This is a genomic window from Pseudomonas sp. UYIF39 (assembly GCF_029963765.1).
Taxonomy (GTDB): domain Bacteria; phylum Pseudomonadota; class Gammaproteobacteria; order Pseudomonadales; family Pseudomonadaceae; genus Aquipseudomonas.
The window spans coordinates 1-14,099 of record NZ_JALBYU010000035.1 but is presented as its reverse complement, the minus strand read 5'-3'; the positions used below and the strand labels follow the sequence as shown (position 1 = coordinate 14,099).

8 protein-coding genes are annotated in these 14,099 nt (G+C 60.2%); 2 read left to right on the top strand and 6 right to left on the bottom strand.

Annotated elements, in window-relative coordinates:
• The first annotated feature begins 270 nt into the window (after positions 1 to 270).
• Positions 271 to 1,602 carry a putative porin gene (locus MO767_RS28560; protein ID WP_282483247.1) on the top strand — a complete coding sequence of 444 codons (1,332 nt, stop codon included), beginning with the start codon at positions 271 to 273 and terminating at the stop codon, positions 1,600 to 1,602.
• Between the two features lie 129 nt (positions 1,603 to 1,731).
• On the opposite strand, the gene MO767_RS28555 is transcribed toward MO767_RS28560, so the two are convergent.
• The 3 genes from MO767_RS28555 to aceK form a co-directional block, all read right to left on the bottom strand.
• Positions 1,732 to 2,853, bottom strand: coding sequence for a beta-ketoacyl-ACP synthase III (locus MO767_RS28555; RefSeq protein WP_282483246.1), 1,122 nt, complete (start codon positions 2,851 to 2,853; stop codon positions 1,732 to 1,734).
• A 209-nt stretch (positions 2,854 to 3,062) separates the two neighbouring features.
• Positions 3,063 to 6,974: an ATP-dependent RNA helicase HrpA gene (hrpA, locus tag MO767_RS28550; RefSeq protein ID WP_282483245.1), complete on the bottom strand. Its 3,912-nt coding sequence runs from the start codon at positions 6,972 to 6,974 to the stop codon at positions 3,063 to 3,065.
• 164 nt (positions 6,975 to 7,138) lie between these two features.
• On the bottom strand, positions 7,139 to 8,857 hold the full coding sequence (gene aceK, locus MO767_RS28545) for a bifunctional isocitrate dehydrogenase kinase/phosphatase (RefSeq protein ID WP_282483244.1): 1,719 nt from the start codon (positions 8,855 to 8,857) through the stop codon (positions 7,139 to 7,141).
• A gap of 129 nt (positions 8,858 to 8,986) precedes the next feature.
• Here aceK and MO767_RS28540 point away from each other — a divergent pair, with 129 nt between their 5' ends.
• On the top strand, positions 8,987 to 9,895 hold the full coding sequence (locus MO767_RS28540) for a DMT family transporter (RefSeq protein ID WP_282483243.1): 909 nt from the start codon (positions 8,987 to 8,989) through the stop codon (positions 9,893 to 9,895).
• 115 nt (positions 9,896 to 10,010) lie between these two features.
• Here MO767_RS28540 and MO767_RS28535 read toward each other — a convergent pair whose 3' ends face one another.
• Genes MO767_RS28535 through MO767_RS28525 form a run of 3 tightly spaced genes read right to left on the bottom strand, consistent with a single transcriptional unit; the run spans position 10,011 to position 13,825 of the window.
• Positions 10,011 to 11,591, bottom strand: coding sequence for an aldehyde dehydrogenase (NADP(+)) (locus MO767_RS28535; RefSeq protein ID WP_282483242.1), 1,581 nt, complete (start codon positions 11,589 to 11,591; stop codon positions 10,011 to 10,013).
• Positions 11,592 to 11,612: 21 nt separating this feature from the next.
• A complete protein-coding gene (gene araD1 / locus MO767_RS28530; protein WP_282483241.1) occupies positions 11,613 to 12,608 on the bottom strand; it encodes an AraD1 family protein in 996 nt (331 codons plus the stop codon).
• A 41-nt stretch (positions 12,609 to 12,649) separates the two neighbouring features.
• Positions 12,650 to 13,825: an L-rhamnonate dehydratase gene (locus MO767_RS28525; protein ID WP_140677315.1), complete on the bottom strand. Its 1,176-nt coding sequence runs from the start codon at positions 13,823 to 13,825 to the stop codon at positions 12,650 to 12,652.
• Between the last annotated feature and the right edge of the window lie 274 nt (positions 13,826 to 14,099).

The following is a 14,099-nucleotide window of genomic DNA, read 5'->3' as shown; positions in this document are numbered from 1 at the left end:
ACTTCTTTGCGTGAAAGCCTGGCGAGTATCGCCCATCGCCAAAAAATCCACACGAGCAATCCGCCGACAGGGCTCTGGATAAGGCTTTACGCCATATTTGTATCGTCATCGAGACGCCATCACATTGCCACTGCTCTGTCATAAACCATCGCGATACTGGCGCCTGTTTTTAGAGCGCCGGGTTCTAAACCTGGTCACTGTTTTCCGTCCGCCAACGGTCGGTTGTGTCCTGGATGGCTCAGTCATCCCATTACATCTTCGGAGATTGATATGCGTCTTGCTTCCACGAAAACTGCGGCAGCCCTGTGTGGCGGGCTGTTGCTGGCCATGAGCGTTCCGGCCAGCGCTGCAGTCGACGCCAAACTGCTCGACATGCTCAAGGCAAACGGCTCGATTACCAACGCGCAGTACAGCGAACTGCAAGCCGAGCTGACCAGGGATCAGAAGGACCAGCAAATTGCTCGTCAGGCTCAACAAGAGACCAACGAACAGATCGCAGCGACCGCGAAGAAAACCAATGAACTGAGTACCTTCGACCAGAAACTGGCATGGGCAGCCAAGACCCAATTCAAGGGTGACGTGCGTTTCCGTGAGGAAACAGTCCACAACGACGGCGTTCCAAACAACAAAGACCAGGATCGTCAGCGCATTCGTGCCCGCCTGGGTGCCTACAGCGAAATCAACCCGCAAGTCGACACCGGTATCCGTATCGCCACCGGCAGCAACGACGACGCTCGCTCCACCAACCAGGACCTGAACAACTACTTCGACAAGAAGTCGATCTGGCTGGACCAGGGCTACGTCGACTACCACCCCGACGCGATCAAGAACCTGCACCTCGTCGGCGGCAAGATGCCGCAACAATGGGTGAGCATGGGCGACATCATCTGGGATAGCGACATCAACCCGGAAGGCCTGGCCGCGACTTACAAATACCCGCTGGGCGGCAGCACCGAGCTGTTCGGTAGCGCCGGTCACTACACCCTCAAGGACAACGTCGACGGCGAGGGTGTGCAGTTCAAACACGACTTGCGTCTGTACGCTGGCCAGTTGGGTGCGCGCTTCGCCATCACCGACAGCATGAAAATGACCTTGGGCGGCAGTATCTACTCGTACGACAACGACAAGAACAGCGCCTGCCCTACCACCGGCACCGTCACCGCGCCATGCGCACTGGCCGTCAACGGCAACAGCCCGAACGAAACCTTCAAACTGTACGAAGGCTTTGGTCAGCTCGACTTCAGCAACCTGCCAGTACCGCTCTCGTTGTACGGTCAGTACGTCAACAACAAAGACGCGAGCAACGATCAGGACACTGGTTGGTTGACCGGCGTCAAGACCAAGCTCTACGGCTTCGCAGTGGACTACAACTACCGCGATGTACAGCGTAACGCGGTGGTCGGCGCCTTCACCGACTCCGACTTTGCCAACGGTTTCACCGGTTCGCGCGGCAGCAAGTTGAAAGTGAGCTACGAGTTGGACAAGAACTTCAACCTCGGCGCGACGTACTTCATGGCTACATCTGACCAAACCAACGCCAGCATCAACAAGAAAGACTCCGACATCAACACCCTGCAACTGGATGCCGAAGCGAAGTTCTGATTCCCCAGCTACACGACTCGAGCAAGGAAGCTCGAGGCGCTTTTACAAACTCGCGTTGTGGTATCGGTCCCCATCATCCGTCCGATACTGCAGCGCGAGTTTTTTTTGTTGGCGCAAACAAAGGCGAACTCAGCGCTTGCGCAGAATCACGCTGCCAATCGAGTAACCGGCACCGAACGAGCTGAGCACTGCCAGCGAACCGGCGGCCAGATCGTCCTGGTTCTTGTGAAACGCAATCACGGAACCGGCGGAGCTGGTGTTGGCGTAGGTGTCGAGAATCACCGGGGCTTCTTCTTCGGTGGCTTCGCGGCCCAGCAGCTTCTTGACGATCAGGTGGTTCATGCTGAGGTTGGCCTGGTGCAGCCAGAAGCGTTTCACGTCGCTGATGTTGAGCGTGTTCTCTTCCAGGTGCGTAGCGATCAGCTCGGCGACCATCGGGCAGACATCGCGGAACACCTTGCGGCCTTCCTGCACGAACAGTTTGTCCTTGGCACCGATGCCCTCTTCCGCCGCGCGGTTGAGGAAGCCGAAGTTGTTGCGGATGTTGTTGGAGAACTTGGTCAGCAGCTTGGTGCTGACGATGTCGAACTGGTACTTGGACGTTGCCAGGTCAGCACGTTCGATGATCACCGCAGTCGCGGCGTCGCCGAAGATGAAGTGGCTGTCACGGTCGCGGAAGTTCAGGTGCCCGGTGCAGACTTCCGGGTTGACCATCAGGATCGCCCGGGCCTGGCCCAGTTGCACGCTGTTGGTTGCAGCCTGAATGCCGAAGGTCGCCGAGGAGCAGGCGACGTTCATGTCGAAACCGAAACCCTGGATGCCCAAGGCTTCCTGGACTTCGATGGCGATGGCCGGATAGGCCCGTTGCAGGTTGGAGCAGGCGACGATCACGCCGTCGATGTCTGCGGCGGTCTTGCCGGCACGCTGCAAGGCTTGCTCGGCGGCGCCGATGGCCATTTGGCAAAGCACCGACCACTCGTCATTCGAGCGTTCCGGCAGGCGTGGCGCCATGCGTTGCGGGTCGAGGATGCCTTCCTTGTCCATGACAAAGCGGCTTTTGATGCCAGACGCCTTTTCGATAAACGCCGCGCTGGACTCGGTCAACGCTTCGATTTCGCCGCGCGCGATGGCGTCGGCATTGTCGGCGTTGAATTGCGCGACGTAAGCGTTGAAAGACTGCACCAGCTCTTCGTTGGAGATGCTGTTGGCCGGGGTGTACAGGCCGGTGCCGCTGATGACGACGTTATGCATGGTCGTTTCTCTATCTGTTCAGGCAGAAAGTATTGGTACCGACGTACCAACACACAAAAGGATCTGCTCCCGTCAGGGGGAAGCAAACCTGGCATCGCTTTATTCCGATCCGCCCAGGCCTGTGAAGGCTCAAAACCGAGGGGCCGGCGTTTATAGGCGCGAAGTTTGCCATAAACACTGGGGTTTGGCCCCTTTTGCGAGATCGAAGACTACGGCTCCACGAGTGTCCATTGCTTGTTCAAGCGCTTATCCGAGATCGGCACCTTGGTCCCCAATTGCTGGGCGAACAGGGAAACCCGGTATTCCTCCAGCCACCAGCGATAGAGTTCCAGCTGCGGATCGCGTTTGCCTTCCTGGGCATGTTTGTTGGCGCGGGTTTGATATTGCGTCCACAGGCCAGACAATTCGCCGCTCCAGACCCGATCCCTCTGCACCTGAGCGCCGATTTTCTCGAAGCGCTGCTCGACCGCTTTCAGATAACGCGGCAGCTCCTTGAGCCACTGCATCGGGGTTTCCCGGACGAAGCCCGGATACACCAGATGACTGAGCTGCTGCTTGATGTCGTTCAACGCCACGGCTTGCGCCAGGTCGATCTTGCCCTTGAAGCGTTTTTGCAGGCCGTGCCAGAGCTTGAGAATCTCCAGCGTCAGCTTCGCCAGACGCTCGGCGTGCTCGGTCCAGCCACCGCGCTTGCGTTCGGCCAGCGATGCCAACCCGGCGCCATCCCGTGGCAGCGGGTCTTCGCCGTCGAGAATGCAACTGTCGAGGCTGGCCAGCAGGATGTCTTCGACCAGACTGTCGATGCGCCCCATGTCGCGGTACATCAGGCCCAATTCGGTCAGCCCCGGCAACTTGCTGCGCAGGAACTTCGCCGGTTCGGCCAGTTGCTGCATCAGCAAACGCTGCAAGGCGCGGCGATGTTGAAACTCGGCCTCGGCCGGCGTCGAGAAACGTCCTTCCTTGACCGTGCCGCTCTCTTCCACCAGCGCCGGATACACCGTCATCGAGAGCCCGGCGATTTTCTGCTGGGTTTTCTCGGCGACGGCGGCAAACACTTTCGGCTCCACCGGTTGCTGGTTTTTCGCGGTTTGCGGCACCGCCAAAGCGGCCTGACTGGCTTCGGCAAAGCGTGCGGTCAGTTCCGCCAAATCACGCCCTTCGCCAAGGAACTTACCCTGGCCGTCGACGATTTCCAGGTTCATCCGCAAATGACTGTCGACCTGCTGCGACGCTTCGGCCCAGGCTTCATCGCTGACCCGCGCACCGGTCATGCGCAACAGTTCACGGCCCAACGCTTGCGGCAACGAGCCCTCGGCGAAGGTCATGCGCTGCAATGCGGCTTTGACGAAGTCCGGCACCGGTACGAAATTCTTGCGCAGCGCTTTGGGCAGGTTGCGCACCAGCGCGATGCACTTGGCCTCGATGACGCCCGGCACCAGCCATTCCAGACGCTCCGGCGGCAGCATCGGCAACAACGGTGCCGGCACTCGCAGGGTTACACCGTCGCGTGGATGGTTCGGTTCGAAGTGGTAACTGAGCGCCAACTCCAGATCGCCGATGTGCAAGGTGTCCGGATAATGCAGGGCGGTGACTTCACTGGCCTCGCGGGCCAGCACGTCTTCTTCGCGCATGATCAGCAGCTGCGGGTCTTTCTGGCTGTTGACCCGGTACCAGCTGTCGAACGTCGCGGTCTGGTGAATCTCTGCCGGCAGGCGCGCGTCGTAGAAGGCGAACAGGGTCTCTTCGTCGGCCAGAATGTCGCGACGGCGAGCCTTGGCTTCCAGTTCGTCGAGCTGTTCCAGCAGTTGCGCATTGGCCGTCAGGCACTTGGCCTTGGACTGAATCTCGCCACGCACCAGGCCATCACGAATGAAGAACTCACGAGACACCACCGGATCGATCGGCCCGTAATGCACCGGCCGGCGACCGACCACGATCAGCCCGAACAAAGTGATCTGCTCGAATGCCACGACTTGACCGCGCTTCTTCTCCCAATGGGGTTCGAAGTGGTTTTTCTTGATCAGGTGCCCGGCTAACGGCTCGATCCAGTCGGCGTCGATCTTGGCGACCATGCGCGCGTAGAGCTTGGTGGTTTCCACCAGTTCGGCGGCCATCAGCCATTGCGGGCGTTTTTTGCCCAACCCGGATGACGGGTGAATCCAGAAGCGCCGCTGACGGGCGCCGAGGTAGTCGCCGTCTTCGGTTTTCTGGCCAATCTGGCTGAGCAGCCCCGAGAGCACGGCTTTGTGCAGTTTCGGGTAATCCGCCGGCTCTTTATTGAGGCTGAGCTGCATGTCGCGGCAGATCAGGCTCAGTTGGCGATGGGAGTCGCGCCACTCGCGCAAGCGCAAGTAGTTGAGGAAGTTCTTGCGGCACCAGTTGCGCAACGGACTCGCCGTCAACGCCTGGCGCTGTTCTTCGAAACCACGCCATAGATTGACCAGCCCGGCGAAATCCGAATCCACGTCTTTCCATTGCGCGTGAGCCTGATCAGCCGCTTGCTGGCGTTCCGGCGGACGCTCGCGCGGGTCCTGAATCGACATGGCGCTGGCGACGATCAGCACTTCCTGCAAGCTGCCGAGTTTCGCCGCTTCCAGCAGCATGCGGCCCATGCGCGGGTCCACTGGCAAGCGCGCCAACTGGCGACCGAGTGGCGTCAGCTGGCTGTTGCGGTCGACCGCCGAGAGTTCTTGCAGCAGGTTAAAACCGTCGCTGATGGCTTTGCCATCCGGCGGCTCGATAAACGGGAAATCGGTGATCTCGCCTAGGCGCAGATGCAGCATCTGCAAAATCACCGCCGCGAGGTTGGTCCGCAGAATTTCCGGGTCGGTAAATTCCGGTCGGCCAATGAAATCTTCTTCGCCATAGAGGCGGATGCAAATGCCCGGCTCGACCCGTCCGCAGCGACCTTTACGCTGGTTGGCGCTGGCCTGGGAAATGGCTTCGATGGGCAAGCGCTGGACCTTGGCGCGGTAGCTGTAACGGCTGATGCGCGCGGTGCCGCTGTCAATCACATAACGAATGCCCGGCACCGTCAGCGAGGTTTCCGCGACGTTGGTCGCCAGCACCACGCGCCGCCCTGAGTGCGACTGGAAAATCCGCTGCTGTTCGGCCGGCGACAGTCGTGCGTAGAGCGGCAGAATCTCGGTGTGCTTGAGCTGGGCCTTGCGCAGCATGTCCGCCGCGTCGCGAATCTCGCGCTCGCCGGGCAGGAACACCAGCACGTCGCCGGGGCTTTTGCGCTCGCTGCGTTCGAACGCGGCGATTTCGTCGAGGGTGGCGAGAATCGCCTGATCCACGGTCAAGTCGTCTTCGACGCGGTTGCCCTCCTCGTCCTGCTCCAGGGTCAGCGGGCGATACCAGGTTTCCACGGGGAAGGTGCGGCCGGAGACTTCGACAATCGGCGCATCGTCGAAGTGTTTGGAGAACCGCTCCAGGTCGATGGTCGCCGAGGTGATGATGACTTTCAGGTCCGGGCGACGCGGCAGCAGGGTTTTCAGGTACCCCAGCAGGAAGTCGATGTTGAGGCTGCGTTCGTGGGCTTCGTCGACGATGATCGTGTCGTAGCGTTCGAGGTAGCGGTCGTTCTGGGTTTCCGCCAGCAGGATGCCGTCGGTCATCAGCTTGATCAGGGTGTTGGAATCGCTCTGATCCTCGAACCGCACCTGATAGCCGACCAGCGCACCCAGCGGCGTGGCCAATTCTTCGGCGACGCGGCTGGCCACGCTGCGGGCGGCGATTCGACGCGGCTGGGTGTGGCCGATCAGGCCATGCTGGCCGCGACCGATTTCCAGGCAGATCTTCGGCAACTGGGTGGTTTTACCCGAACCGGTTTCACCGGCAATGATCAGCACCTGATGCTTGAGCAGCGCGGCTTTGATTTCGTCGCGTTTGGCGGCGATCGGCAAGCTGTCGTCGTAACGAATCACCGGCAGGCTGGCCCGCCGCGCCACCACCTGATCACAGGACGCCTGCGTGCGCGTTACCCATTGGGCCAGCTTGGCCTCGTCAGGTTTTTTGCGCAGCTCAAGCAACTGCCGCCGCAGCCGGTGGCGGTCGGCGAGCATGGCGTGATCGAGGTTTTTCAGCAGTTTGTCGATGGAAGGCGATTCGTCAGTCATCAGGTACGCAATAAGTCGTCTAGTGGCGCAGGGGGCGGATTGTCGCAGATTTAAAGGACGAACGAGATCCCTTGTAGCAGCTGTCGAGCCCCAGCGAGGCTGCGTTGGCCTCGGACGCAGCCTCGCTGGGGCTCGACAGCTGCTACATAAATCGTGCGAAACGGTTACTCGTTATCGAGGCCCTTGCGCCGATACGGGAACACGTCGATGACCTTCCCGGCGCGAATGGCTTCCTGAAGGCTTTTCCAGTAATCGGCGTTGTAAAGCTCACCATGCAACTGATCAAACAACTTCCTTTGCCCGGAATCGGCAAACAAAAACGGCGGAAACTCTTCAGGAAACACATCCAGCGGTCCAATCGAATACCAAGGCTCCGACGCCATTTCGTCTTCCGGCGTCCGCGGTTGCGGGATATGCCGGAAGTTGGCCTCGGTCAGGAAGCAGATCTCGTCATAGTCATAAAACACCACCCGCCCGTGACGAGTGACGCCAAAATTCTTCAGCAGCATGTCGCCGGGAAAGATGTTCGCCGCCGCCAGTTGCTTGATCGCCAACCCGTAATCTTCCAGCGCCTCGCGAACCTGAGAGTCGTTGGCGTTCTCCAGATACAGGTTCAACGGCGTCATCCGCCGCTCGGTCCAGCAGTGGCGGATCAGCACGGTGTCGCCCTCTACCGACACGGTGGACGCTGCCACTTCAAGCAATTCCTCCAGACAGGCCGGGGCGAACTTGCTCAACGGGAAGCGAAAGTCGGCAAATTCCTGGGTGTCGGCCAGGCGCCCGACCCGGTCAACGCTTTTCACCAGACGGTACTTCTCGATCACCGTGGCGCGGTCGACGTTCTTTGAAGGCGAGAAGCGGTCCTTGATGATTTTGAATACGGTGTTGAAGCCCGGCAGGGTAAACACGCTCATCACCATGCCGCGCACGCCCGGGGCCATGATGAACTGGTCGTCGGTGTTGGCCAGGTGATTGATCAGCGCCCGATAGAACTCGGATTTTCCGTGTTTGTAAAAGCCGATCGAGGTGTACAGCTCGGCGATGTGCTTGCCCGGCAAGATGCGCTTGAGGAAACCAATGAACTCCGCCGGTACCGGCACGTCGACCATGAAATACGAACGGGTGAACGAGAAGATGATCGACACGTCCGCTTCATCGGTGATCAGCGCATCGATCTGAATACCGCGACCTTCGCGGTGCAGCAGCGGAATCACCAGCGGCCATTGTTCGTCCTGGGTGTAGATGCGCCCGACCAGGTACGCGCCTTTGTTGCGGTAAAGCACCGAGGAAAACAGTTCGACGCTCAATTCCGGGTCCTTGCAGACCCAGTCGGGCAGGTGCTCGCGCAATTGCCCTTCGAGGCGAGACAGGTCGCCCGCCAGGTTGGCGTAATCCTCGCTGAAGCGGTAGTCGGCAAAAATGCTCGCCAGCATCCCGGACAACTGCCCCTGGGGCTTGTACGTGCGGGTTTGCGCGGCGCGGGCGCGACGCAGGCTCGGCCGGGTGGTGTGGATGAACATGCAGCCGTCGCTGATCAGGTCATGGCTGAACAGCCCGCAGAAGATCGAGTTGTACCAGGTTTCGGACAGTTCATCGTCGAAGCGCAGGTCGATCAGCGTGATGTAAGCGCTTTTGACCAGCGGCCAGCAGCTGACATCCAGCGTGTCGGCGTCGAAAGCGATGCGCAGCCGTACCACCGTTTCGCTGACTTTTTCTTCGTAGAGATTGATCCGCGCGGCCGACGCCGTTTGCGTCTCCTGCCACTTGGCCTGCTCGAAACGGGCCCGGGCGCCGTCGGTGATCTGGCGGAAATGCTCGCGGTAATCGTCAAAGCCATCGAGGATCATTCGGGCGATGTCGGCGGCTGGCCATTGCTGCGGCATAGGTAAAACCTCGGCGGCTGATGCTTATCGTGGGGCATGAGCTTAGTGGCCCTTTGTTACGCAACGCAACCATTGCCTTGCGTCCTGACTGGCGCGACACTTGCGCGCCAATCAAGGAAGGAAAGCGCTGTGAACCCCGTCGATACTCTGCGTTTGTTGTCGCTTGCCGCCATTTGGGGCGCGAGCTTTCTATTCATGCGCATCATTGCCCCGGTGATTGGCACAATCCCCACTGCTTTTTTCCGCGTATCGATTGCCGCGGTCGGCCTGCTGGTCATCCTCGGTCTGATGCGCATCAGCTGGGATTTCAAAGGAAAACTCAAAACCGTGATGCTGCTCGGGGTGATCAACTCCGGGATTCCGGCGACCCTCTATTCGGTAGCCGCGCAAGTGCTGCCAGCCGGTTACTCGGCGATTTTCAACGCCACCACGCCACTGATGGGCGTGCTGATCGGCGGTCTGTTCTTCCATGAAAAGCTCACCGCCGCCAAGCTTGGCGGCGTGTTCCTCGGGCTGCTTGGCGTGGGCATCCTGACCCGTGCTGGTCCGGTGGCGTTCGACATGGAACTGCTGATGGGCGCCCTCGCCTGCCTGCTCGCCACGACCTGCTACGGTTTCGCCGGATTCCTCGCACGCCGCTGGCTTGATCAGGCCGGTGGTCTCGACAGCCGTCTATCGGCGGTGGGCAGCATGCTGGGGGCGACGTTGTTTCTGTTGCCGCTGTTCGGTTACAGCGTAATCAGCCAGCCACCGGAGAGCTGGGGCGGCTGGAGTGTCTGGTTGTCGTTGCTGGGGTTGGGACTGGTGTGTACAGCCTTGGCGTACATTATTTACTTCCGTCTGCTCAGCTCGGTCGGGCCGGTCAAGTCGATGACCACGACCTTCCTGATCCCGCCGTTCGGAGTGTTGTGGGGGGCGTTGTTGCTGGATGAGCCGTTGTCGATGGCGCACATCTATGGCGGGGTGTTGATTGCGGCGGCGTTGTGGTTGGTGTTGAAGTCGGCGGTGGTGAAGGCGGCAGTGGTGGCTGCCAAATAATTTGTAGTGAGCCTGATGCCGCCATCGCGAGCAAGCTCGCTCCCACATTGGATATTTTTCGTTGCGCAGATTCAATGTGGGAGCGAGCTTGCTCGCGAAAGCGATTGTTCAGACGCTACAAAGCTGACTGACTCACCTCGCCATCCACCAACCGCCGAATCCCCAGCGGATTGGCATTCTGCAACGCCTCGGGCAACAACGCATCCGGGTAATTCTGGAAGCACACTGGCCGCAGGAATCGATCGATCGCCAGCGTGCCAACCGACGTACCCCGCGAATCTGAAGTTGCCGGGCATGGCCCGCCATGCACCATCGCCTCGCAGACCTCGACCCCCGTCGGATAACCATTGAGCAAAATCCGCCCAACCTTTTCCTGCAGCGCCTCCGCGAGCCAGCGGTACTCCAGCAATTCCTCGGCTTCGCCAATCAACGTTGCCGTCAATTGCCCTCGCAGGCCATTCAACGCTGCCGTCAGCTGAGCCCGATCTTCGACTTCGATGACGATAGTGGTCGGCCCGAAAACTTCTTCCTGAAGCAGTTCATCGCCCGTGAGCAGCAGGCTGACATCAGCCTTGAACACTTGCGGTTGAGCCTGATTGCCCTGTTGCGGCTTGCCTGCCAGATGCGTCAATCCCGGATGCTCGTGCAGCTCGCCCAGACCTTTGCTGTAACTCGCCAATGCGCCAGCGTTGAGCATGGTTTGCGCCGGTTGCTGGTTCATGCTGGCGCAAAACGTTTCCAGAAACAGGCTGAACTGCGGCGAGCGCAAACCGATGACCAATCCCGGATTGGTGCAAAACTGCCCACAACCTAATGTCACCGATCCGGCCAGTTGCACAGCGATCTGCTCGCCGCGCACCTTGAGCGCTTCGGGCAGCAGGAACACCGGATTGATACTCGACATCTCGGCAAACACCGGAATCGGCTGCGGCCGGGTCGCGGCCATGTGGCTCAGGGCATTGCCGCCCTTGAGCGAACCGGTGAAACCCACCGCTTGAATCGCCGGGTGCTTGACCAGCCATTCGCCGACGCCCCCGCCGTAGATCATATTGAACACGCCGACCGGCATCTCGGTGCGCTCGGCGGCGCGGATGATAGCGTCCGCCACCCATTCGGCGGTTGCCATGTGCCCGCTGTGAGCTTTGAACACCACCGGGCAACCGGCGGCCAGCGCCGAGGCGGTATCACCACCGGCCGTGGAAAACGCCAACGGAAAGTTACTGGCGCCGAACACCGCCACCGGCCCGAGGGCGATTCGGTACTGACGCAGATCCGGACGCGGCAACGGCTGGCGATCCGGCAGCGCCCGATCAATCCGCGCACCGTAGAAATCGCCGCGACGCAGCACCTTGGCAAACAAGCGCATCTGCCCGCTGGTGCGTGCGCGTTCACCCTGGATACGCCCCGCCGGCAACGCGGTTTCGCGGCACACGATGGCGACGAAGTCATCGCCCAATGCATCGATTTCATCGGCAATGGCGTCGAGGAATGTCGCGCGTTTTTCCGCGCTCAGGTTGCGGTAGATCGGGTATGCAGCGGCTGCGGATTTCGCGGCAGTATCCACTTCGGCCTCAGTGGCCTGGAAGAAAGTGCCGGGTAGCGGCTCTCCCGTGCTCGCGTCGAGGCTTTGCAGTTGCAACGTGCCGTTGGCACTGCGGCGACCGCCGATGTAGTTGTGTCCAAGTGGCAATGTCATGAGGGTTTTCCTATTGAAGACTTAAAGCGCACGCACCTGACCGATTGGCAGTGGCTGGGCGCTTTCGCCGATACCGTTTTCCAGCGGTGCGCCGAACTCATCGAGGCTGATCTGAAAACGATCCCCCGGCTGGGTTTTCACCCCGTCGGCAAACGACAGCGTGGCCGTGCCGAAGTAATGCACGTGGACATCACCGGGGCGCAAAAACTGCGCGTATTTGAAGTGGTGGAATTCAAGATTGGCGAGGCTGTGGCACATGTTGTCTTCGCCGCTGAGAAACTCTTTTTCCCAGATCGTTTCGCCGTTGCGTTTGATCCGGCTGGTACCGGCCAGATGCTTGGGCAATTCACCGACGCGCAGCTCTGGACCGTAGGCGCAGAAACGCAGTTTCGAATGCGCGAGGTACAGGTAATTACGTCGCTCCATCAGATGGTCGGAGAACTCGTTGCCCAAGGCATAACCGACGCGATACGGCTGGCCGTCGTCGCCGATCACATACAGGCCCGTCAGCTCCGGTTCTTCACCGGCGTCTTCGGCAAACGGCGGCACCGGGAAGTCCGCGCCGGGGCGCACGACGATGCTGCCGTCACCTTTGTAGAACCATTCCGGTTGTGCACCGACCTGCCCGGCCGCCGGTTTTCCACCCTCCAGGCCCCATTTGAAAATGCGCATGGTGTCGGTCATGCCGGCTTCGACCGCACCGTCCTGCTGGTGCATTTTGTCCCGTGCCGAGGCGCTGCCCAAATGAGTGAGGCCGGTGCCGCTGATCAGGCAATGGGCCGGGTCTTCGTGGTCCAGTGGCGGCAGTACGTTGCCTTGCTGCAATAGTTGCGCGTAGTCCGGACCCGGCTCTGTGCCGCGCTGGGCGACTTCTTCTTGCAGGCTGCGTTGGGCGCGAATCGCCGCGAGCGCCAGCTCGCGGGTGCTGCGGGTGTCGCGCAACACCTGAACCTGGGCCCCGTCGACGAGGCCGACCTGGCGTTCACCCGCAGTGTTTTCGAATTGAATCAGGCGCATGTCGGCCCTCCAGAAAGTCGTGGATTTGTGGCACCACAGGGTCACTCGATGATGTTGAAGTCGCTCAGGTACTCATCGGAGATTTCCAGGCCCAGACCCGGTTTGTTGTCATCGAGCTGGATGTAGCCGTTGACCGGTTGCGGCTCGCCCTTGAACACGTAGTAAAAGAGTTCGTTGCCGACTTCGACGTCGAACACCGGGAAGAACTCGGCCATCGGCGAGGCGGTGGTGGACATGGTCAGGTGGTAGTTGTGCATCTGCCCGGCGTGCGGGATCACCGGCACCGACCAGGCCTCGGCCATGGCGTTGATCTTGCGCGCAGCGGTGATGCCGCCGACGCGGTTGGTGTCGTACTGGATCACGTCGACAGCGCGGCGTTCCAGCAGGTCTTTGAAGCCGTAAGAGGTGAACTCATGCTCGCCGCCGGAGATCGGCATGATCCCCATTTTTTTCAGCTCGATGTAGCCTTCGATGTCGTCGGCGATTACCGGTTCTTCGAGCCAGCGCGGTTCGAACTCGGCGAGTTTGGGCAACATGCGGCGGGCGTATTCCAGGGTCCAGCCCATGTAGCATTCGAGCATGATGTCGATGTCGGGGCCGGCCAGGTTACGCAGTGCGCGCACTTGTTCGATGTTCTTGCGCATGCCTGCCGGGCCGTCTTTCGGACCGTAGCCGAAACGCATTTTCAGCGCGGTGAACCCCTGGTTCAGATAACCCTGGGCTTCTTCGAGGAACAGGTCGAGGTTGTCGTTGGCGTAGAGCTTGGAGGCGTAGGTCCAGATCTTTTCCTTGGTGCGGCCGCCGAGCAGTTTGAACACCGGCTTGTTCACCGCTTTGCCCATGATGTCCCAGATGGCGATGTCGATCGCCGAGATCGCCGCCATGCCGATGCCTTTACGGCCCCAGGCGTGGCTCTGGCGGTACATCTTCTGCCAGATGTATTCGTTGTCGAACGGATCTTCGCCAATCGCGATCGGCGCCAAGTAGGTGTCGATGATTTCCTTGGCCACACGCGGTGCCAGGGCGCAGTTACCGATGCCGACAAGACCAGTATCGGTCTCGACTTCCACCACCAGCCAGCCGTGGAAACGGAACGAGCCCATGGCGTCGCCGCGCTCGAACAGGATGTCGCTGGCGTTGGTGCAGAAGTGCGCTTGAGGGGGAACGACTTTGCCTTTCCACTCGAAAACGCGGGTACGGATTGCTTTGATTTTCATGAATACAGTTCCTTGCGCTGCCGGCTTTTTGTAGTTGTCGGATGGAGCGACTTTAGCCAGCGCCCGGGGGGTGCGGATAATCACTTATGCGTATCCGCCGATAACCTGGGGTGATCGCATAAGGGGATTAGTGTGTGGATAGGGTTATCAGGCATCACACAAAAAAATGTGGGAGCGAGCTTGCTCGCGATAGCAGTCTGACAGTCACAGAAAGGGGGTCGGAAGCTTTTCGTTGCGGATGCTGCAAATCGCCTGGCTGACATCGGTGGCAGTC

What these genes read in the sequence shown, in the direction of transcription:
- MO767_RS28560 (WP_282483247.1), top strand. Translation starts at nt 271, where the DNA reads ATGCGTCTTGCTTCCACGAAAACTGCGGCAGCCCTGTGTGGCGGGCTG.
- MO767_RS28555 (WP_282483246.1), bottom strand. Translation starts at nt 2,853, where the DNA reads ATGCATAACGTCGTCATCAGCGGCACCGGCCTGTACACCCCGGCCAAC.
- hrpA (WP_282483245.1), bottom strand. Translation starts at nt 6,974, where the DNA reads ATGACTGACGAATCGCCTTCCATCGACAAACTGCTGAAAAACCTCGAT.
- aceK (WP_282483244.1), bottom strand. Translation starts at nt 8,857, where the DNA reads ATGCCGCAGCAATGGCCAGCCGCCGACATCGCCCGAATGATCCTCGAT.
- MO767_RS28535 (WP_282483242.1), bottom strand. Translation starts at nt 11,591, where the DNA reads ATGACATTGCCACTTGGACACAACTACATCGGCGGTCGCCGCAGTGCC.
- araD1 (WP_282483241.1), bottom strand. Translation starts at nt 12,608, where the DNA reads ATGCGCCTGATTCAATTCGAAAACACTGCGGGTGAACGCCAGGTCGGC.
- MO767_RS28525 (WP_140677315.1), bottom strand. Translation starts at nt 13,825, where the DNA reads ATGAAAATCAAAGCAATCCGTACCCGCGTTTTCGAGTGGAAAGGCAAA.